Here is a 19,468-nt window from a genome sequence, read left to right as displayed (position 1 = left end):
GTTGCCGTTCATTGTCGATCTGACCAGCGGGAGCGTCGAACGCGAAGACCGCTCGGCCGAGAGGGGACACTACGGCGGGTCCATCCTCGGGCTGCGGCTGCTGGCCGAGCGCACGCCCGCCGGACTGGATCCGCACGACCCCCGCGCCCTGCTGTACGTGGCCGCGGGCATGCTGGGCGGGACCGCGGCGCCCGGCCTGGCCAAGGCCGTGTTCCTGGCGAAGTCGCCGCTGACCGGGGTGGCCGGGGAGGCGCACGCGCTGGGGCCGTTCGCGGCCGGGATGCGCGGGGCGGGGGCGAAGGCGCTGGCCGTGCTGGGGCGGGCGGAGCGGCCGTCGTACCTGCTGGTCGAGGGCGGCGAGGTCGTGTGCCGCGACGCCGGCGACCTGTGGGGGCTCGGCGTCGCCGCGACGACGGACACGCTGCGTGCCAGGCACGGCGCGACGGCCCAGGTGGCGGCCATCGGGCCCGCCGGGGAGAACCTCGTCAGGTACGCGAGCGTGGTCACCGGTCACGCCCACCCCGCCGGGCGGTACGGCCTGGGCGCGGTCTTCGGCGCCAAGAACCTCAAGGCGATCGTGTGCGCGGGCGACGCTCCCGCGCCGGTCGCCGACCCCGGCACGATAGCCGCACTGGCGGCCTTCTACCGGGAGTCGCTGGCCACGAACCCGCTGGCGGCGCTGCAGGCGGGTGAGCCGGGGTTCGCCGGGTGGGCGGGCGACCCTCTCGATCCCGGCTACGCCTCCGTGCGGAACTTCTCGGTGCCGGGGGCGGGCGGGCTGCGCGTTCCGGCCGTCCGCGACTACGACGGGCGAGCGGTGGCGACCACGGGCGCGTGCCCCGGGTGCCCGAACGACTGCCTCAAGGTGTACGCCCCGCCCGGGCTGACCGAGCGGCGCTCCGGCGGGCTCGGGCAGGAGGCGTTCCTGTCGCTCGGGTGGAACCTGGGGATCGACGACCTCGACGCCGTGCTCGCCGCGAACGCCCTCTGCAACGACCTCGGCCTCGATCCCGTCTCGCTCGGCGGGACGCTCGCGTTCGCGATGGAGTGCGCGGCGCGCGGCCTGCTGCCCGGCGGGCCGGCGTTCGGCGACGTGGCGGCGCTGCCGGGGCTGATCAGGGACGTGGCCGCCCGTGCCGGCGCGCTGGGCGACCTGCTGGCGGAGGGGTCGGCCAGGGCGGCGGCGCGGGTGGGGCCGGGGGCGGCGGCGTACGCGATGACCTCCGGGGGCGCGGAGCTGCCGTGTTTCGATCCACGGATCCAGCCCGGTGTCGGGCTCGGGTACGCGCTCGCGCCGGGCGGCCCGCGCTACGACGCCCTGGAGCACGACCTCGACTTCGATCCCGTCGCAGGGCTGGGCTACAGCTTCCCCGAGGCGCGGCGGATCGGCGCCGAGCCCGCCCCGGCCGGGGTGCTGGACGAGGAGCGCGGGCGGCGCACCGCCCGGCTGCTGCGGCTCTGGAGCGGGCTCGACGCGCTCAACCTGTGCGTCTTCGCCTCCTCCCCCACGCGCCCGCTGACCGTCGACCGCCTGACGGCGCTGGTCACCGCCGTGCTCGGCGATGCGTTCACGCTGGAGGACCTGCTGGCGGCCGGGCAGCTCCGGCTCGACGAGATGCGCGCGTACGCGGCCAGGGAGGGCGGCGGCCCGGGCGGGCTGCCCGCGCGGATGCACGACGAGCCGATCACGGAGGGCCGCCACAAGGGCGCGGTGCTCGACCGCGCGGCGTTCGCGCGGGCGCGCGCGGCGTTCTGCGCGGAACTCGGCTGGCAGGACATTTCCCGATAGAACAATTGATCTCCCTCTTGTTCGGTTCGCGAGGCCGCTGTTAAGGTCAGGTCAATCGTTTGACTGACGAGAGGGAGACCATCGGGGATGGCTGTCACGATCGACCTGAGCGGGCGTACGGCGCTCGTCACGGGCGGTGCGGGCGGCCTCGGGCCGGCGTGCGCCCGCGCGCTGGCCGAGGCAGGAGCGGACGTCGTGCTCTCCGACCTGGAGGGCCCGAGGCTCGCCGAGGCGGCGGCCACGCTGGGCGTCACCGCGCGGCCGGCCGACCTCACCGACCGGTCCCAGGCCCAGGCCCTCGCCGCCCATCCCGGCCGGATCGACGTGCTGGTGAACTGCGCCGGGGTCATGCGCACCACGCCGCTGCTGGACATCGAGCCGGACGAATGGCTGCGGATCGTGGACACCAACCTCAACGCCGCCTTCTGGCTCACCCAGGCCGTCGGCCGGCGGATGGCCGAGCAGGGCGGCGGCTCGATCATCACCCTCGCCTCCGTCGCCGCCCGCTCGGGCCGCCCGAACGCGGCCCACTACTCGGCCACCAAGACGGCGCTGCTCTCCCTGACGAAGTCGGCGGCCGAGGCGCTCGCCCCCGTGCGGGTCAACGCGGTCTGCCCCGGCGTCTTCCTCACCCCCATGTGGGACGAGATCATCGCCGACCGCGACCGGCGCTTCGGCCCCGGCGCGGGCGCCGCCCACCTCAAGGAGGTCGGCGAGCGTACGCCGCTGGGCCGCCCCGGCCGGCCCGAGGAGGTCGCCTCGGCGGTGTTGTTCCTGGCCAGCGATCTGGCCTCGTTCGTCACGGGCCAGGCGCTGAACGTCGACGGCGGACTGGAGATGAACTGACCGTGGCCGCCTCCTCCGCGCAGACGTTCAAGCTGCTGCCCGAGCTGTTCGGCGACCGCGCGATGGCCGGGATCTTCTCCGCCGAGCGCACCGTGCTCGCCTGGCTGCGCACCGAGGCCGCGCTCTCTCTGGCCCAGGCGGAGGCGGGGATCATCACCGAGGCCGATGCGCAGGCCATCGCCGCGGCCTGCGTCCCGCACGCCATCGACCTCGACCGCCTCTGGGACGAGGCGGCGAACGTGGGCTATCCGATCCTCCCCCTCGTCCGGATGATCGCGGCGGCCCTCCCGGACGGGCCCGACGGCCGGGTCCACTACGGCGCCACCACGCAGGACATCATGGACACCGGCCTCGCCCTGCAGATGGGCGAGGCCCTCGACCACCTGGCCACGCTGCTCGGCTCCTTCGGCGAGGCGCTCGCCCGTCTCGTGGCCGGGCACGCGGGCACCGTCATCGCCGCGCGCACGCACGCCCAGCAGGCGGTGCCCACGACGTTCGGCGCGAAGATGGCGGTGCTGCTGGCGGAGGCGGCGCGGCAGCGCGAGCGGGTCGCCGCCGCCTCCCGCCAGGTGCGGGTCGTGTCGCTGTTCGGCGCCGGCGGCACGTCCGCGGCGATGGGCGAGCGCGCCCGCGAGGTGCGCGAGGGCGTGGCCGGGCGGCTCGGCCTGCGCACCACGGACGTGCCGTGGCACGTGGCCAGGGACGGCGTCGCCGAGTTCGGCGTGACCTGCGCGAGCCTGGCGGCCACGGCCGCCCGCTTCGCCCGCGAGGTCGTGGACCTGTCCAGGACCGAGGTCGGCGAGGTGCGCGAGGCCGGCGGCCACCACCGGGGGGCGTCCTCCACGATGCCGCAGAAGGCCAACCCCATCGGCTGCGAAGCCGTCATCGGCATGTCCGGCACGGCGGGGGCGCTCAGCTCCGGTCTGTTCCGCGCGATGGAGGCCGGCCACGAACGGGCGGCCGGCGAGTGGCAGGTCGAGTGGTACGTCGTGCCGCTGCTGGCCGAGCTGGCCGCGGGCGCGCTGGCCACGGCCGCCGACGTCGCCGCCGGGCTGCGCGTCTTTCCTGCCGCCATGCGGGCCAACCTGGGCGCGGAGGGCGGCCTGATCATGGCGGAGGCGTACATGATGCGCCTGGCGCCCGTGCTGGGCCGGGAGAAGGCGCACGACCTGGTCTACCGGGCGGCCCACGAGGCGCGCGAGCGCGGGCGCGCGCTGGCCGACGCCCTGCGCGACGTCGCCGGCCCCGACGACCTGGCGAGCCTGGGCTCGCTGCCCATCCCGCCCGAGTCCTACATCGGCGACGCCGGGGCGATCTGCGCCGCGGCCCTGGACGCCTGGAGAAAGAGCGATGAGTGAGAGACGGCTCGCGGACCTGCTGGCCATGTGGCGGATCCGCGCGTTCGAGGAGAAGGTGCGCGACCTGCGCGCTGAGGGCCCGATCGTGGGGTCTGTGCACCTGTGCGTCGGCCAGGAGGCCATCCCGGCCGGCGCGTGCGACGTGCTGGAGCCGCGGGACGCGCTGTTCGCCACCTACCGCGGTCACGGCTGGGCGCTGGCCAGGGGCGTGCCGGCGGAGCCGCTGTTCGCCGAGCTGATGGGCCGGGCCGCGGGGGTCAACGGCGGCCGGGGCGGCTCGGCGTACTTCACGGCCGCCGAGCACGGCTTCCACGGCGAGAACTCGATCGTGGGCGCCGGCGCGCCGATCGCGTGCGGGGCCGCGCTGGCGGGCAGGTTCGACGGCTCGGGCCGGGCCGCCGTGAGCGTCTTCGGCGACGGCGCGATGAACCAGGGCGCGGTGCACGAGGCGATGAACTTCGCCGCCGCCTTCTCCCTGCCGGTCGTCTTCGTCTGCGAGAACAACCGTTACTCGGAGCTGACGCCGATCGCCGACATGGTGCGCGCGCCGCGCCTGGCCGACCGGGCGGCCGCGTACGGGATGCCCGGGCACCGGATCGACGGCAACGACGCCGAGGCCGTGCGCTTCCACATGCGCGACGCCCTGGAGGTCGCCCGCGAGGGTGGCGGGCCAACGTTGCTGGAGTGCATGACCGAACGGCTGGTGGGCCACTACATCGGCGACGCCGAGGCGTACCGTCAGCCCGGCGAGCTGGAGCGGATCAGGCGCAGGGAGCCGATCGCCCGGCTGCGCGAGGGCCTGCTCGCCGACGGGGTGCCCGCCGACGACGTCGACGCGGTGGAGCGCCGGGCGCGGGCGGAGATGGAGTCCGCCGCCGCGGCGGCGCTCGGCGCGCCGTTCGCCGACCCCGCGACCGCGAGGGAGCACCTGTATGCCTGAGCACGATCTCACCTACGGCGAGGCCGTGAACGCGGCCCTGCACCGGCTCATGGAGGAGCTGCCGGAGACACTCGTCTACGGCGAGGACGTCGCCGTGCCGGGCGGTGTGTTCGGCGTCACCAGGGGCCTGCGCAAGCAGTACGGCGACCGGGTGTTCGACACGCCGATCAGCGAGTCGGCCATCCTCGGCAGCGCGGTGGGCGCGGCGATGATGGGCCGCCGCCCGATCGTCGAGATCATGTGGGCCGACTTCTCCCTGGTGGCGCTCGACCAGATCGTCAACCAGGCGGCCAACGTGCGCTACGTCTCGGGCGGGCGGCTGAGCGCCCCGCTGACGATCCGCACCCAGCAGGGCAACGCGCCCGGCGCGTGCGCCCAGCACTCCCAGTGCCTGGAGGCGCTGTTCCTGCACGTGCCGGGGCTGCGGGTGTGCATGCCGAGCACGCCGCAGGACGCCTACGACCTGCTGGTGACGGCCGTGCACTGCGACGACCCGGTGCTGGTGGTCGAGAACCGCACGCTGTACTTCGGTGCGAAGGAGCAGGTCCAGGTCGGCGGCCCGGTCGAGCCGATGGGCGGGGCGCGCACCCGCCGTCCCGGCTCCGACGTCACGGTCGTCACCTGGGGCGCCATGACGCACCGGGTGCTGGAGGCGGCCGAGGCGCTGGCCGGCGAGGGGATCGACGCCGAGGTGCTGGAGACGCCGTGGCTCAACCCGTTCGACACCGGGGCGGTGCTGGAGAGCACCCGCCGCACCCGCAGGCTGGCGGTCGTGCACGAGGCGAACGTCACCGGCGGCTTCGGCGCGGAGGTCGTCGCCCGTGTGGCCGGCGCCGGGGTGCCGCTGCTCGCGCCGCCCGTCAGGATCGGGACGCCCGACGTGCGGATGCCGGCCGCGCAGACGCTGGCGCAGGCCCTGGTGCCCGGCGCCGATCGTGTCGCGGACGAGCTCCGCGCCCTGGCCGGGCGGGAGGCGCCGCGATGAGAGGCGTCTGGCACTTCTCGTTCACGGTCGCCGACCTCGACAGGTCCGTGGCGTTCTACCGCGACCTGCTCGGATTCGCCCTCGTGCACCGGCAGGAGCAGGACAACGCCTACACCCGCAGGCTCGTCGGCTACCCCGACGCGGTGCTGCGCGTCGCCCAGCTCGCCGTGCCCGGCCAGCCCCGCGGCGTCTCCACCCACGACCTGGAACTGGTCGAGTACGTACGGCCCCGCGGCCGGCCCCGCGAACGGCCGCGCGCCCCTGCCCGCCACCTGCCCGGCGCCGCCCACCTGGCGCTCACGGTCGAGGACGCCCGCGCGGAGCACGCCCGGCTGTCGGCGGCCGGCGTGAGCTTCGTCAACCCGCCCGCAGAGATCACCGCGGGCGTCAACAAGGGCGGCTACGCCTGCTACTTCCTCGACCCCGACGCGATCACACTGGAGCTGGTCCAACCCCCCGCGAACCCGCCCGCACGATCTGGTGAGGAGGCCGGATGACCGTCGTGGACGCCCACCAGCACTTCTGGAACCTCGAGACCGGCTCCTACCCGTGGCTGACCCCGGAGTCGGGGCCGATCTTCCGCACGTTCGAGCCGGACGAGCTGCTCCCCCAGCTCGCCGCCGCCGGAGTCGAGCGCACGGTCCTGGTGCAGGCGATGGACTCCTACGCCGACACCGACGCCATGCTCGCGCAGGCCGACGCCCACGACGTGATCGGCGCGGTGGTGGGCTGGGTGCCGCTGCGGCGGCCGGACGAGGCGGCCGGGGCGCTGGAGCGCTACCGGCGCCATCCGAAGTTCGCCGGGGTGCGCCACCTCATCCACGACGAGCCCGACCCCGACTGGGTGCTGCAGGACTCCGTGATCGAGGGGCTGCGGCTGCTGGCGGCGGCCGGGCTGCCCTTCGACGTGGTGGCCGTGCTGCCCCGGCACCTGGAGCACGTGCCGGTGCTCGCCGAGCGGGTGCCGGGCCTGCGGATGGTCATCGACCACCTCGCCAAGCCGCCGATCAGGGAGAAGGGCTGGGAGCCGTGGGCGTCGCTGCTCGCCCGCGCGGCCGCGTGCCCGCAGGTGTACGCCAAGGTGTCCGGGCTGAACACCGCGGCCGACGCCGCGACCTGGACGGCCGCCGAACTGCGGCCGTACGTGGAGCACGCGCTGGAGTCGTTCGGGCCCGAGCGGCTCATGTTCGGCAGCGACTGGCCGGTGGCTCTGCTGGCCGGCGACTACGCGAAGGTGTGGCGGGAGACGGGCGCGGCGCTGTCCGGGCTGTCGCCGGCCGACCGCGCGGCCGTGCTGGGCGGCACCGCGACCCGCTTCTACGGCATGGAGGAGCCCGCATGATCGACGTTTTCGCGCCCATCGCCGCCGCGGCCGGCCTGGCCGTCCCCGCCGGACACCGGTTGCCGATCGCGGTGGTCGGCGCGGGCGCGATCGTCGACGTCGCCCACCTGCCCGCCTACCGGCGGGCCGGGCTGGAGGTGACCGGGCTGTTCGACCTCGACGCCGGGCGGGCCGCCGAGGTGGCCGGCCGCCACGGGGTGCCCAGGTCGTACGGGTCGCTGGAGGAGCTGCTGGCCGACGAGCGGGCCGCCGTGGTCGACATCGCGGTCGCGCCGGGGGCGCAGCCCGCCATCGCGCGGGCGGCGCTGGCGGCCGGCAAGCACCTGCTGTGCCAGAAGCCGTTCGCGCCCGACGTCGCGACCGGGCAGGAGATCGTCGAGCTGGCGGCGGCCCGTGGGCTGAAGGTCGCGGTCAACCAGCAGCTCCGCTTCGACGAGGGCGTCGCCGCCGCCCGCGCCATGGTCCGCGCGGGCTGGATCGGCGAGCCGACGGCCATGACGTTCACGGTGAACATCCACACCGACTGGAGCGCCTGGGACTGGCTCGTCAGCTCCGAGCGGCTGGAGATCGTCTACCACTCCATCCACTATCTCGACGCGATCCGCTCGGTCCTCGGCGACCCCGAGCTCGTCTTCTGCACCGGCAGCCGCACGCCAGGCCAGGTCGCCACGGGCGAGACCAGGACGATGAGCACGCTGGTCTACCCGGGCGACGTGCGGGCGCTGGTCCACGCCACGCACGAGAACCGCACCGGCGACCAGGAGGCGTCGTTCCGCATCGACGGGACGGAAGGCGCGATCAAGGGCACGCTCGGCCTGCTCTACGACTATCCGCACGGCCGCCCCGACACCCTGGCCGTCAACAGCCGCTCGTTGCCGACCGACGGCTGGCTGCCGTACCCGGTGACCACGCGGTGGTTGCCCGACGCGGTGGCCGGGCCGATGGGCTCGCTGCTGCGGGCGATCGCCGAGGGCGGCGAGCCGGAGACGTCCGGGGCCGACAACCTCGGCACGCTACGCCTGATCCACGCCCTCTACCGCTCGATGGACAAGGGCGAGAGCGTGCGTCCAGGATCGTCGGCATGAAGCGTTCACGGGTCACGCTCGCCGACGTCGCCACGATGGCGAGGGTCGACAGGGCCGTCGTCTCCCGCGTCATCAACAAGGACCCCACGCTCAACATCCGCCAGGAGACGCGGGAGCGGGTGCTGACCGCGATCGACAGGCTCGGCTACCGGCCCAACGTGGCCGCGCGGAGCCTGCGCACCGCGCGTGCGCACATGTTCGGGCTGTTCATCCCCGACTTCGCCAACCCCGTCTACGCGGAGATCATCAAGGGCGCGGAGTCGGAGGCGGCCTCCCAGGGGTACGTCCTGGTCACCGGCAGCGCCGTCGGCGCCGGGCTCGGCGAGTACATGGACCGGATCGGGCAGGGCCGCATCGACGGCCTGCTGCTGGCCGGGGCGGGCGACGAGGCCGGGCTCGTCGAGCACCTCGACCGGGCCGCCATCCCGTGGATCATGCTCAACAACCGCAGCAGGAGCGTCGAGCGGTACGTCATCCTCGACGACGAGCGGGCCGCCGCGCTCGCGGTGGAGCACCTCGTACGCCTTGGTCACCGCCGCATCGCCCACCTGGCGGGACCGGCCGCCGCCGACACGGCCGGCCGTAGGTCGGCGGGCTACTCGGCGGCGATGCGCGAGGCGCGGCTGCCGGAGGGCCCGATCGTGGCGGCGGGCTACACGCCGGCCGGCGGCGCGGCGGCGATGGCCCGCCTGCTCGACGGCCCCGAGCGGCCGACGGCGGTGTTCGTGGCGAACGTGGCCTCGGCGATCGGCGCGATGGAGGGCGCGCGCTCGGCCGGCTTCGAGATCCCGCGGGACGTGTCGATCGTGGCCGTGCACGACCTGGAGCTGGCCAGTTACCTGTTCCCCGCCCTGACCACGGTGCGGATGCCGCTGGCGGAGCTGGGCCGCCGCGGCGTCACCCTGCTCGCCGGGCTCAAGCCCGACGACAAGGTGGCCGAGGTGCTGGCCGGGCCCATAGAGCTCATCCAGCGCCGGTCCACCGCGCCGCCGCCCGGGTGACGCGCCGGTGCCGGGTGGTCGCTGTGGCGCAGCGCGGCAGGCACTGTTAGCGTTAACATCGAGCGCGAAAGCGGCTCGAACGTAGACACGGCCGGCGCCCCCTGTCAAGACCAGGGGCCGGTCCCCGCGGAGCGCGCCCGGACGGCCGTGAAAGTTTCACGCGGCGATTGACGTCCGTCAGAGGCCGGGTTTACATGTCGTCGGGCGCAGCGTCAGGCAGGCGAACCACGAACGGCGGCATCCGCCGCCCCCCGAAGGAGGACCCCTGTGCGTCGCCTGTCACGTCTGATCGGCACCTCGTCGGCCGCGCTCGCGCTCCTCGCGAGCACGGCCTTCGCCTACCCCGACCCCGGCCACGTCACCGGGGACGTCGTCGTCCACGACCCCACGATGATCCGCACCTCGACCGGATATGTGCTCTATTCCACCCACGGCTATCTGGAGGCGCGCACCTCCGCCGACCGCATCGCCTTCTCCCGGGCCGGATCCGCCTTCCGCACGCCGCCGTCGTGGTGGCGTGCCTACTCCTCCGGCAACGATCCGTGGGCGCCCGACATCTCCCAGCACGGCGGGCGCTATCTGCTCTATTACGCGGTCTCCAGCTTCGGCTCCAACCACTCCGCGATCGGCCTGGCCACCAGCTCGACCGGGCAGCCCGGCTCGTGGACCGACCAGGGCGTCGTCTATGCCACCACGACGAGCTCCGACCACAACGCCATCGACCCGAACCTGCTCGTGGACGCCTCCGGCCGGTGGTGGCTGAGCTTCGGCTCCCACTGGAGCGGCATCCGGATGATCCGGCTGGACCCCTCGACGGGCAAGCGACTGCCTGGCGACGGCACGCTCCACCACCTCGCCACCCGCCCCGACGCGCCCCGCGCCGTCGAGGCGCCCCACATCGTCAGGCACGGCGACCACTACTACCTGTTCGCCTCCTACGACCGGTGCTGCGCCGGCACGAGCAGCACGTACAAGGTCAAGGTCGGCCGCTCCACCAGCCCGACCGGCCCGTACGCCGACCGCTCGGGGCGGCCCATGCTGAGCGGCGGCGGCACGCCGGTCCTGGAGACGCACGGCCGGTTCGTCGGCCCCGGCGGGCAGAGCATCATGCGGGACGTCGACGGCGACCTGCTCGTCTACCACTATTACGACGGCGCGGACAACGGCACGCCCAAGCTCGGGATCAACCTCCTCGGCTGGGATTCCGGCGGCTGGCCGTACGTGCACTAGGGACCCGCCGAGCGCGCCCCGGTCACACCGGTGCGGCCGGGGCCGCCTTTCTGGACATCCGTATCAAGACCATTGACATCCGCACAAAACGGACCCTACGTTGTGCGAAACGTTTCGACAACCGTATCGGCCCTCTCCGGCCGAGCGTGCCCAGGGTCGGGAGCAGGATGTCCTCATTACGAGACGTGGCCGAGCGCGCACAGGTCGCGATCAGCACCGTGTCGGCCGCGCTCAACGGCACCCGGCCGGTCGCGGCCGACACCAAGCGGCGCATCGAGCAGGCCGCGGCCGAGCTCGGCTACCGCCCCAACCTGCTGGCCAGGGGTCTGCAGAGCAAGCGGACCCGCATCCTCGCGCTGCTCTACCCCGCCCCGCGCAGCGGCTTCGGCCTGACGGAGATGCAGTTCGCCACCGGCGCCGCCGAGGCGGCCCGCGAGCTGGGCCACCACCTGCTGCTCTCCCCCGAGCACGCCGACCCGATCGAGGAGCTGCGCCACCTCACCGGCCTCGGGCTGGTCGACGGGGTGCTGCTCATGGAGGTCGGCCTCGACGACGAGCGCGCGGCCTTCCTGACGGCGGCGGGCGTGCCGTTCAGCATGATAGGGCGCACCCGCGACCCCGGCTCTATCGACTACGCCGACATCGACTTCGCGGCCACGGCCAGGTCCGCCGTGGCGCACGTGGCCGCGCTCGGCCATCGCGAGCTCGCCTTCTTCAACCTCTCCGCCGACGCGTACGCCGGCGGCTACGGCCCCGCGGTCCGCGCCGGCGAGGAGTTCGCCGCCGCCGCGCGGGCGGCCGGGATCGGCTACGCGGACGGCTACCGCCCGGGGTCGGCGGAGGAGGGCCGCGAGGCGTTCGAGCGGCTCATGGACGCGCATCCCGGCGTGACCGCGCTGGCCGTGATGGACGACCACGCGGCGGTCGGGGTGATCGCGGCCGTGGCGGCGCGCGGATGGCGGATCCCCGACGACCTGACCCTGATGCTGGTGTTGTCGTCGGCCCGGGTCGCGGAGATGTTCCATCCCAGGCTGACGGCGCTGGAGCCGCCCGGCACGGAGCTCGGCAGGCTCGGCGCGCGCATGCTCATCGACCGGCTGCGCGGCGACGGGCCGCCCCAGCAGCGGCTGGTGCCCTGCCGGCTGGTGGCCGGCGACAGCTCCGCGCCCCCACGTACGACCGGGCGGGAAGGGAGGAGGCGGGCATGACCGCACGGCTGGGGATGCACACGCTCACCGCGGGCCGCGGGCTGCTGTTCGGCGGCGACTACAACCCCGAGCAGTGGCCGGAGGAGGTGTGGGCGCAGGACGCCGAGCTGATGCGCGAGGCCGGGGTCAACCTGGTCACCGTCGGCGTGTTCAGCTGGGCCCGGCTCGAACCCGAACCGGACGTGCGGGACTTCGGCTGGCTGGACCGGGTGCTCGACCTCATGGACGAGAACGGCGTCGCGGTCGACCTGGCCACCCCCACCGCCTCGCCGCCACCGTGGCTGGGGCACCGCTGGCCGCAGACGCTGCCGGTCGACGAGTCGGGCCACCGGCTCTGGTACGGCGCGCGCAACCAGTTCTGCCCCTCCTCGCCCGTCTACCGCGAGCGCGCCCTGTCGATCGTCTCCGCCCTGGCCTCCCGGTACGCCGGCCACCCGGCGCTGGCCCTGTGGCACGTCGGCAACGAGTACGGCCAGGTCTGCCACTGCGACGAGTCGGCGGCCGCGTTCCGCGCCTGGCTGCGCGAGCGCTACGGCGACCTGGAGACGCTCAACGAGGCGTGGGGCACCACGTTCTGGAGCCAGCGCTACGGCGACTGGGCCGAGATCGTCCCTCCGCGGCTGGCCCCGTACATCATCAACCCGTCGCAGCGCCTCGACTGGCGGAGGTTCTGCTCCGACGCGCTGCTGGAGCACTACCGGGCCGAGCGCGACATCCTGCGGGAGCACACCCCCGGAACGCCGGTCACCACGAACTTCATGGGGCTGTTCAAGCCGGTCGACTACTGGTCGTGGGCGGCCGAGGAGGACGTCGTCTCCAACGACTGGTATCCCGAGCCGGGCGACCCGCTGGCCCCGGCGCGCACGGCGCTCACCCACGACCTGATGCGCGGGCTCGCGGAGGGCCGGCCGTGGCTGCTGATGGAGCAGGCCACGAGCGCCGTCAACTGGCGCCCGCACAACCTGCCCAAACCGCCCGGGCAGTTCCGGCTGGAGTCGCTGCAGGCGCTGGCCCGCGGCGCGGACGGGCTCTGCTACTTCCAGTGGCGGGCCTCCAGGTTCGGCGCCGAGCGTTTCCACGCCGCGATGGTGCCGCACGCCGGGCCGGACACGCGGCTGCACGCCGCGGTCCGCGCCCACGGCCGGGAGCTGCGCGGGCTCGCCTCCGTGGCGGGCACGCCGGTTCCCGCGCGGGTGGCGATGGTGTTCGACTGGGCGAGCTGGTGGGCGCTGGAGGAGCGCGGCCGGCCCAGCGACCGGCTCAACGCGACCGACCAGTTGCTCGGCTACTACCTGCCGCTGTGGGAGCGCGGCGTGAGCGTGGACGTGGTGCCGCCCTCGGCCGACCTGTCCGGCTACGCGCTGGTGGTGGTCCCGAACCTGTTCCTCGTCGGCGACCGTGACGCGGCGGCGCTGACCGCGTACGCGCGCGGCGGCGGCGTGCTGCTGGTCGGGCCGTTCTCCGGGGTGGTGGACGAACGCTCGCACGTGCGTACCGGAAGGTTCCCCGCGCCCCTGCGCGAGGTGCTGGGCGCGTCCGGCGAGGAGTGGCTGCCGGCGCCCGATGACGTGCCGGTGCGCTGCCGGTGGGCCGGCGGCGCCGCCTTCACCGCGCACACCTGGACGGAGCTGGTGGCGGCCGAGGGCGCGCAGGCGGTGGCGGAGTTCACCGGCGGCGACCTCGCGGGCAGCCCCGCCGTGCTGCGGCATCGCGCCGGCGACGGCGTCGCCTGGTACGTGGCGACCATGCCCGAGGCCGCCGCGCTCGGCGAGATCGTCGAGCGGGCGCTGGCCGACGCCGGCGTGGCCGGCGCGCTGCCACGGCTGCCGCCGGGCGTCGAGGCGGTACGCCGCGGCGACGTGCTGTTCCTGCTCAACCACGGCGCCGAGACGGCCGTCGTGCCCGTCCCCGGGCAGGCGGAGGACCTGCTGACCGGAGCCGTCGCGGGCGGCGAGGTCACGCTGGCCCCCCGCGACGTCGTCGCGCTGCGCCCCCGCACGGAATAACTCCCCCTCACTGTTGCGAAAGGAGGGGCGGCGCCTCCCGCCGATCCTGACGGCGGGGACGCCGCGCCACGATCCCGATGAAGTTCAAAGACGGCTACTGGCGGATGCGCCCCGGGGTGCGCGGCGACTACGCCGCCTCGGCCCACGACGTGACCGAGGACGCCGGCTCGCTGCGGGTGCTCGCCCCGACGAGGGAGATCACCCGCCGCGGCCACACCCTCGACGGCCCGGTGCTGCGGCTCGACCTCTCGTCCCCCATGCCGGACGTGATCAGGGTCCGTACGGTGCACTTCGCCGGATCGGTGCCGGACGCGCCGGCCTTCGAGGTGCGCGACGAGCGGCCGGACGTGCGGGTCGCCGTGGACGGCGAGAGCGCGAGCCTGGCCAGCGGCGCCCTCACCGTGCGGGTGAGCAGAAAAGCGCCGTGGGAGATGGCGTTCAGCGCCGGTGGCCGCGAGCTGACCCGCAGCGCCGGCAAGAGCCTCGGCGTGATGCACGACGCCGAGGAGCGGCACTTCATGGTCGAGCAGCTGCGCCTGAGCGCCGGGGAGCTCGTGTACGGGCTCGGCGAGCGCTTCGGCCCTCTGGTGCGCAACGGGCAGTCCGTGGACGTCTGGAACGACGACGGCGGCACCAGCAGCGAGATGGCCTACAAGAACGTGCCCTTCTACCTCACCAACCGCGGCTACGGCGTGTTCGTCAACCATCCCGGCCGGGTGTCGTTCGAGGTGGGCTCGGAGTCGGTGTCGCGGGTGCAGTTCAGCACCGAGGGCCACGACCTGGAATACCTGGTCATCCACGGGCCGACGCCGGTCGACGTCCTGCGCCGCTACACGGCGCTGACCGGCCGCCCCGCGCTGCCGCCCGCGTGGTCGTTCGGGCTCTGGTTGTCGACGTCGTTCACCACCGACTACGACGAGGCCACGGTGACGTCGTTCGTGGACGGGATGGCCGGGCGGGACCTGCCGCTGAGCGTCTTCCACTTCGACTGTTTCTGGATGCGGCGCTACCGGTGGTGCGACTTCGAGTGGGACCCGGAGGTGTTCCCCGACCCGGAGGGCATGCTGCGCCGGCTCAAGGAGCGCGGGCTGCGCGTGTGCGTGTGGATCAACCCGTACATCGGGCAGGCGTCGGCGTTGTTCGACGAGGGCGCCGCCGCCGGGCACCTGCTGCGCCGCCCCGACGGGACCGTCTGGCAGGATGACCACTGGCAGGCTGGCCGGGCGCTGGTGGACTTCACCTCCCCCGCCGCCAGGGAGTGGTATGCGGGCAGGCTGCGCGGGCTGCTCGACATGGGGGTGGACGCGTTCAAGACCGACTTCGGCGAGCGCGTCCCGACCGACGTCGTCTACGCCGACGGCTCCGACCCCGAGCGGATGCACAACTACTACAGCCTCGTCTACAACGAGACCGTGCACCGGGTGCTGGCCGAGCGGGGCTCGCCCGTGGTGTTCGCCAGGTCGGCCACCGTGGGCGGGCAGCGGATGCCGGTGCACTGGGGCGGCGACTGCGAGTCGACGTTCGAGGCGATGGCCGAGTCGCTGCGGGGCGGCCTGTCGCTCGGCCTGGCCGGGTTCGGGTTCTGGAGCCACGACATCGGCGGTTTCGAGGGGCGGCCCGATCCGGCCGTGTTCAAGCGGTGGGTGGCCTTCGGGCTGCTGTCGTCGCACAGCCGGCTGCACGGCAGCGGGTCCTACCGGGTGCCGTGGTTGTTCGACGAGGAGTCGGTCGACGTGCTGCGCGCGTTCACCCGGCTCAAGGCGCGGCTGATGCCCTACCTGTACGGCGCCGCCGTCCAGGCCGCTCGCGAGGGCCTGCCGGTGATGCGGGCGATGCAGCTGGAGTTCCCCGGTGACCGGGCCTGCGACCACCTGGACGCCCAGTACATGCTGGGCCCGGACCTGCTGGTGGCGCCGGTGATGTCCGCCGATGGCGACATTTCGTATTACGTCCCTGACGGGGTGTGGACCCGCCTGCTCGACGGCGAGACCGTCACCGGGCCCGGCTGGCGTACCGAGCGGCACGGGTTCGACAGCCTGCCGCTGCTGGTGCGGCCCGGCGCGGTGCTGCCGATCGGGGCCCACGACGACCGGCCCGACTACGACTACGCCGACGGCGTCACCCTGCGGGTCCACCAGCTCGCCGACGGCTGGAGCCGCACGGTCACCGTGCCCGCGGCCGACGGCGGCGACGCCGCGGTGTTCGAGGTCGCGCGCGTGGGCGAGCGGGTCCGCGCCCGCCGCGTCCTGGGCGCGCCCGCGCCCTGGAACCTGCTGCTCGCCGGGGTGCGCGAGGCCCGGCACCCCGACCTTGAGACCACCCCCGGCGGCGTGCGGGTGGCCGCCGGGCCGGACACCGACGACATCGAGATCATCCTCCGAGGAGCAGCATGACCACCTTTCCCGAGAACTTCCTGTGGGGCACCGCCACCGCCGCCTACCAGGTGGAGGGGGCCTGGAACGAGGACGGCAGAGGCCCGTCGATCTGGGACACCTTCTCCCACACGCCCGGGCTCGTCGCGAACGGCGACACCGGCGACGTGGCCTGCGACCACTACCACCGCCTTGAGGAGGACCTCGACCACCTAGCCGCGCTCGGCGTCGGAGCGTACCGGTTCTCCATCTCCTGGCCGCGCGTGCAGCCCGGCGGCACCGGCCCGGTCAACACGCCCGGCGTGGACTTCTACTCCCGGCTGGTGGACGGCCTGCTCACCAGGAACATCGCGCCCGTGGCCACGCTCTACCACTGGGACCTGCCGCAGGAGCTGGAGGACGCCGGCGGCTGGCCGCACCGCGACACCGCGCTGCGCTTCGGCGAGTACGCCCGGCTCATGGGCGACGCGCTCGGCGACCGTGTGCGCACCTGGATCACGCTGAACGAGCCGTGGTGCTCGGCCTACCTCGGCTACGCCTCCGGCGTGCACGCCCCGGCCAGGACCGAGCCCGCCGCCGCGCTGGCCGCCCTGCACCACCTGAACCTCGGCCACGGCCTGGCCGTCCAGGCGCTGCGCACGACGGCCGCCGCCGCGGCGCAGATGTCGGTCACGCTCAACCTGCACCACGTGCGCGGCGTGTCCGAGCGCGACGCCGACGCCGTGCGGCGCGCGGACGCGCTGGCCAACCGGGCGTTCCTCGGCCCCATGCTGGAGGGCGCCTACCCGCGCGACCTCATCGCCGACACCGCCTCGGTGACCGACTGGTCGTTCGTGCGCGACGGCGACGAGGCGGCCGCGTGCCAGCCGCTGGACGTGCTCGGGGTCAACTACTACAACCCCACCCTGGTACGCCAGTGGGACGGCTCCGCGCAGCGGGAGACCGCCGACGGGCACCAGGACGGAGCGGCCTCGCCGTGGATCGCGTGCGAGGACGTCGAGTTCGTCCGCCAGCCGGGGCCGTACACCGAGATGGGCTGGAACATCGACGAGACCGGCCTGACCGAGCTGCTGCTGCGGCTGCACCGCGACCACCCCGGCCTGCCACTGATGATCACCGAGAACGGGGCCGCGTTCGCCGACGTCGTGGACGCCGACGGGCGCATCCGTGACGAGCGCCGCGTCGACTACCTGCGCCGCCACCTGACGGCCGTGACCGAGGCGATCGCGGCCGGTGCGGACGTGCGCGGCTACTTCGTATGGTCGCTGATGGACAACTTCGAGTGGGCGCACGGGTACGCCAAGCGGTTCGGCATCGTGCGGGTGGACCACGACACCATGGAGCGCACCTGGAAGGACAGCGCCCACTGGTACCGCGAGGTGGTCGCCACCGGCAAGCTGCCGTCCTAGGGTTTGCGGGCCACGCCTCCGACGAAGGTGTGGTACGTGATGCCCGGCGTCGCGTGGTCGTCGGCGCCGGGCCGCCACTCGGGCAGCGGCACCAGGCCGGGCTCCAGCAGCTCCAGCCCGTCGAAGAAGGCGAGGATCTCCTCGCGGGCGCGCCAGCGCCCGGTGCCGAGGTGCTCGTTGAAGATCTTCTCCGCCGCGTACGCCTGCCGCGACACCTCGGGCATGGCCTCCCCCGGGTTGCAGAAGTGCGAGATCACCACGTGGCTGCCCGGGGCGAGCGGCCGGACGAGCCGGGTCACGATGCCGGCCGGGTCCTCGTCGTCGCCGAGGTGGTGCAGGATCCCGAACATGAGCAGCCCGACCGGCTCGGAGAAGTCGATGAGGCCGCGCGTCTTCCTGTCGGCGAGGATGGCCTCGGGGTCGCGGGCGTCGGCCTCGATGATCGTGGTGGTCTGGTCGACGGCGAGCAGCGCGCGGCCGTGCACGAGCACGATCGGGTCGTGGTCGACGTAGACGACCCGGGAACGCGGGGCGACGGACTGGGCGATCTCGTGCACGTTGCCCTGCGTCGGCAGCCCCGAGCCGATGTCGAGGAACTGGCGGATGCCGGCCTGCGCGGTCAGATGGCGTACGGTGCGGCGGAGGAACTCCCTGTTGGCCCTGGCCGCCTCGGGCGCGTCGGGCGCGACCTCGAGCGCCATGGCGGCCACCTGGCGGTCGACCTCGTAGTTGTCCTTGCCGCCGAGCATGTGGTCGTAGACGCGGGAGACGCTGGGCTTGCTGGTGTCGATGCCGGGCGGGGCGCTTTCCTGCTCGCTCTCGGACACTGCCGGCTCCTCGGATGGTCATGGGGGGTTAGGCCCATGATCCTAAGTCTGCACCCCGCTATATGCGGACATTTCATGAACAAAGGAACGCCCGCTGGGACGCCGCCAGCCTCCTCTCCGCCGCCGGCACCCCGGGGTGGTCGTGGTGGCCGGTCTCTAACACGTGCAGCTCCTTGGACCCGGCCAGCGCGTTGTGCACGGCGAACTGTCCGGGCGGCGGCACGGCCGGGTCGAAGAGCGCGGCGGCCACGTGCACCGGGATCGTGATCCGGGCCGCCGCCGTGGCCGCGTCGAAGTACCTCAGCACCTCGGCCGTCTCCGGGTGGCGCGCGTGCCTGGCGCGCACGGCCTCGCCACTGCCGGTGCAGGGCAGGGTGAGACGCACAGGATGCGCGCCGAAGCTGGGGACGACGAGGGCGGCGGCGGTGAAGCGGTCGTCCCAGGGCAGCGCCAGCGCGCCGATGCCGCCCCCGAAACTGGCGCCGATGTAGTCGAGCCTGCCCCCGGCCTCGGGCACGAGATCCAGCAGGGCGGTCGCCGCGCACCACAGGTCGGCCGCGCAACCGCCGTGCACGTACGTGTCCCTGGACTCGATGCCGTGCAGCACGTGCCGCGCGGCGTCAGAGGGGATGCCCGGCTGCGTGCCGCGGTCGCCCAGGCCGCGCGCGCACGGCCAGATCGCCGCCGTTCCCCGGGTGAGCGGCAGCGGGCCGACGCCGTCGCGTCCGCCGTAGCCGTGGCCCACCACGCAGCCCCGCGTGACCCGGCCGTCCGCGGGCACGGTGAGCCAGCCGCCGAGGCGGACCCCGCCGAGCGAGGTGTAGCGCACGGGACGCACGACCACGCCGTCCGCCTCTCCCTCCGGAGGCCCCGCCCAGGCGTCCACGTCCACCGCCGCCGCACGGGCGCGCAGTCCCCGCCAGAACGCGGCGAAGCCGTCCGGCTCCTCGGGAGCCGGAACGGCGAGCAGGGCGTCCAGGTCGTAGCCGTGGGTCGGATCGAAGGGGTGGGCGTGGGTCACCCGGGCGCCCTGGTGGCTCAAGTGAGCGGCGTGGTTCATACGATCATGG

Annotated in this window: 16 protein-coding genes; 14 read left to right on the top strand and 2 right to left on the bottom strand. The window is 74.0% G+C overall.

Annotated elements, in window-relative coordinates; all coding sequences use genetic code 11:
- Nucleotide 1 precedes the first annotated feature (1 nt).
- The 14 genes from ABGB01_RS07040 to ABGB01_RS06975 all read left to right on the top strand — a co-directional run bounded on the left by ABGB01_RS07040 (nucleotide 2) and on the right by ABGB01_RS06975 (nucleotide 17,571).
- A complete protein-coding gene (locus tag ABGB01_RS07040) occupies nucleotides 2-1,789 on the top strand; it encodes an aldehyde ferredoxin oxidoreductase C-terminal domain-containing protein (protein ID WP_347771472.1) in 1,788 nt (595 codons plus the stop codon).
- A gap of 87 nt (nucleotides 1,790-1,876) precedes the next feature.
- Nucleotides 1,877-2,635, top strand: a complete 759-nt coding sequence (locus tag ABGB01_RS07035; RefSeq protein WP_347622193.1) for an SDR family NAD(P)-dependent oxidoreductase — start codon at nucleotides 1,877-1,879, stop codon at nucleotides 2,633-2,635.
- A gap of 2 nt (nucleotides 2,636-2,637) precedes the next feature.
- Nucleotides 2,638-3,993 carry an adenylosuccinate lyase family protein gene (locus ABGB01_RS07030; protein WP_347771470.1) on the top strand — a complete coding sequence of 452 codons (1,356 nt, stop codon included), beginning with the start codon at nucleotides 2,638-2,640 and terminating at the stop codon, nucleotides 3,991-3,993.
- A complete protein-coding gene (locus tag ABGB01_RS07025) occupies nucleotides 3,986-4,933 on the top strand; it encodes a thiamine pyrophosphate-dependent dehydrogenase E1 component subunit alpha (RefSeq protein ID WP_347771468.1) in 948 nt (315 codons plus the stop codon). Before ABGB01_RS07030 ends, ABGB01_RS07025 begins: the two co-directional genes overlap by 8 nt.
- The gene (locus ABGB01_RS07020) at nucleotides 4,926-5,918 is read left to right on the top strand and encodes a transketolase C-terminal domain-containing protein (protein WP_347771466.1); all 993 of its coding nucleotides are present in this window, start codon (nucleotides 4,926-4,928) and stop codon (nucleotides 5,916-5,918) included. Before ABGB01_RS07025 ends, ABGB01_RS07020 begins: the two co-directional genes overlap by 8 nt.
- A complete protein-coding gene (locus ABGB01_RS07015) occupies nucleotides 5,915-6,415 on the top strand; it encodes a VOC family protein (RefSeq protein WP_347771464.1) in 501 nt (166 codons plus the stop codon). The genes ABGB01_RS07020 and ABGB01_RS07015 overlap by 4 nt, the downstream gene beginning before the upstream one ends.
- A complete protein-coding gene (locus ABGB01_RS07010; protein ID WP_347771462.1) occupies nucleotides 6,412-7,260 on the top strand; it encodes an amidohydrolase family protein in 849 nt (282 codons plus the stop codon). The genes ABGB01_RS07015 and ABGB01_RS07010 overlap by 4 nt, the downstream gene beginning before the upstream one ends.
- The gene (locus ABGB01_RS07005) at nucleotides 7,257-8,345 is read left to right on the top strand and encodes a Gfo/Idh/MocA family oxidoreductase (RefSeq protein WP_347771460.1); all 1,089 of its coding nucleotides are present in this window, start codon (nucleotides 7,257-7,259) and stop codon (nucleotides 8,343-8,345) included. The genes ABGB01_RS07010 and ABGB01_RS07005 overlap by 4 nt, the downstream gene beginning before the upstream one ends.
- On the top strand, nucleotides 8,342-9,346 hold the full coding sequence (locus tag ABGB01_RS07000) for a LacI family DNA-binding transcriptional regulator (protein WP_347771458.1): 1,005 nt from the start codon (nucleotides 8,342-8,344) through the stop codon (nucleotides 9,344-9,346). Before ABGB01_RS07005 ends, ABGB01_RS07000 begins: the two co-directional genes overlap by 4 nt.
- 267 nt (nucleotides 9,347-9,613) lie before the next feature.
- Complete coding sequence (locus ABGB01_RS06995) at nucleotides 9,614-10,576, top strand: arabinan endo-1,5-alpha-L-arabinosidase (protein ID WP_347771456.1); 963 nt, start codon at nucleotides 9,614-9,616, stop codon at nucleotides 10,574-10,576.
- A 167-nt stretch (nucleotides 10,577-10,743) separates the two neighbouring features.
- On the top strand, nucleotides 10,744-11,784 hold the full coding sequence (locus ABGB01_RS06990) for a LacI family DNA-binding transcriptional regulator (protein WP_347771454.1): 1,041 nt from the start codon (nucleotides 10,744-10,746) through the stop codon (nucleotides 11,782-11,784).
- Complete coding sequence (locus tag ABGB01_RS06985) at nucleotides 11,781-13,790, top strand: beta-galactosidase (protein ID WP_347771452.1); 2,010 nt, start codon at nucleotides 11,781-11,783, stop codon at nucleotides 13,788-13,790. Before ABGB01_RS06990 ends, ABGB01_RS06985 begins: the two co-directional genes overlap by 4 nt.
- Nucleotides 13,791-13,867: 77 nt before the next feature.
- Entirely contained in the window at nucleotides 13,868-16,183 is a 2,316-nt protein-coding gene (yicI, locus tag ABGB01_RS06980) for an alpha-xylosidase (RefSeq protein WP_347771450.1), read from the top strand.
- Nucleotides 16,180-17,571, top strand: a complete 1,392-nt coding sequence (locus ABGB01_RS06975) for a GH1 family beta-glucosidase (protein WP_347771448.1) — start codon at nucleotides 16,180-16,182, stop codon at nucleotides 17,569-17,571. Before yicI ends, ABGB01_RS06975 begins: the two co-directional genes overlap by 4 nt.
- Here the strand turns inward: ABGB01_RS06975 and ABGB01_RS06970 are convergent.
- Both ABGB01_RS06970 and ABGB01_RS06965 read right to left on the bottom strand, forming a co-directional pair.
- A complete protein-coding gene (locus ABGB01_RS06970; RefSeq protein ID WP_347771446.1) occupies nucleotides 17,568-18,398 on the bottom strand; it encodes an SAM-dependent methyltransferase in 831 nt (276 codons plus the stop codon). The two genes, ABGB01_RS06975 and ABGB01_RS06970, sit on opposite strands and share 4 nt — an antisense overlap.
- A 73-nt stretch (nucleotides 18,399-18,471) precedes the next feature.
- Nucleotides 18,472-19,458 carry an acetylxylan esterase gene (locus ABGB01_RS06965; protein ID WP_347771444.1) on the bottom strand — a complete coding sequence of 329 codons (987 nt, stop codon included), beginning with the start codon at nucleotides 19,456-19,458 and terminating at the stop codon, nucleotides 18,472-18,474.
- Between the last annotated feature and the right edge of the window lie 10 nt (nucleotides 19,459-19,468).

Source organism: Nonomuraea sp. B5E05 (assembly GCF_039880665.1).
In the GTDB taxonomy this organism is placed as follows: Bacteria; Actinomycetota; Actinomycetes; order Streptosporangiales; family Streptosporangiaceae; genus Nonomuraea.
The sequence above is the reverse complement of the archived record's forward strand: the minus strand, read 5'-3'. Positions and strand labels throughout refer to the sequence as shown.

Coding starts and splice junctions, on each gene's coding strand:
- ABGB01_RS07035 (WP_347622193.1), top strand. CDS start 1,877: ATGGCTGTCACGATCGACCTGAGCGGGCGTACGGCGCTCGTCACGGGC.
- ABGB01_RS07025 (WP_347771468.1), top strand. CDS start 3,986: ATGAGTGAGAGACGGCTCGCGGACCTGCTGGCCATGTGGCGGATCCGC.
- ABGB01_RS07020 (WP_347771466.1), top strand. CDS start 4,926: ATGCCTGAGCACGATCTCACCTACGGCGAGGCCGTGAACGCGGCCCTG.
- ABGB01_RS07015 (WP_347771464.1), top strand. CDS start 5,915: ATGAGAGGCGTCTGGCACTTCTCGTTCACGGTCGCCGACCTCGACAGG.
- ABGB01_RS07010 (WP_347771462.1), top strand. CDS start 6,412: ATGACCGTCGTGGACGCCCACCAGCACTTCTGGAACCTCGAGACCGGC.
- ABGB01_RS07005 (WP_347771460.1), top strand. CDS start 7,257: ATGATCGACGTTTTCGCGCCCATCGCCGCCGCGGCCGGCCTGGCCGTC.
- ABGB01_RS07000 (WP_347771458.1), top strand. CDS start 8,342: ATGAAGCGTTCACGGGTCACGCTCGCCGACGTCGCCACGATGGCGAGG.
- ABGB01_RS06990 (WP_347771454.1), top strand. CDS start 10,744: ATGTCCTCATTACGAGACGTGGCCGAGCGCGCACAGGTCGCGATCAGC.
- ABGB01_RS06985 (WP_347771452.1), top strand. CDS start 11,781: ATGACCGCACGGCTGGGGATGCACACGCTCACCGCGGGCCGCGGGCTG.
- yicI (WP_347771450.1), top strand. CDS start 13,868: ATGAAGTTCAAAGACGGCTACTGGCGGATGCGCCCCGGGGTGCGCGGC.
- ABGB01_RS06975 (WP_347771448.1), top strand. CDS start 16,180: ATGACCACCTTTCCCGAGAACTTCCTGTGGGGCACCGCCACCGCCGCC.
- ABGB01_RS06965 (WP_347771444.1), bottom strand. CDS start 19,458: ATGAACCACGCCGCTCACTTGAGCCACCAGGGCGCCCGGGTGACCCAC.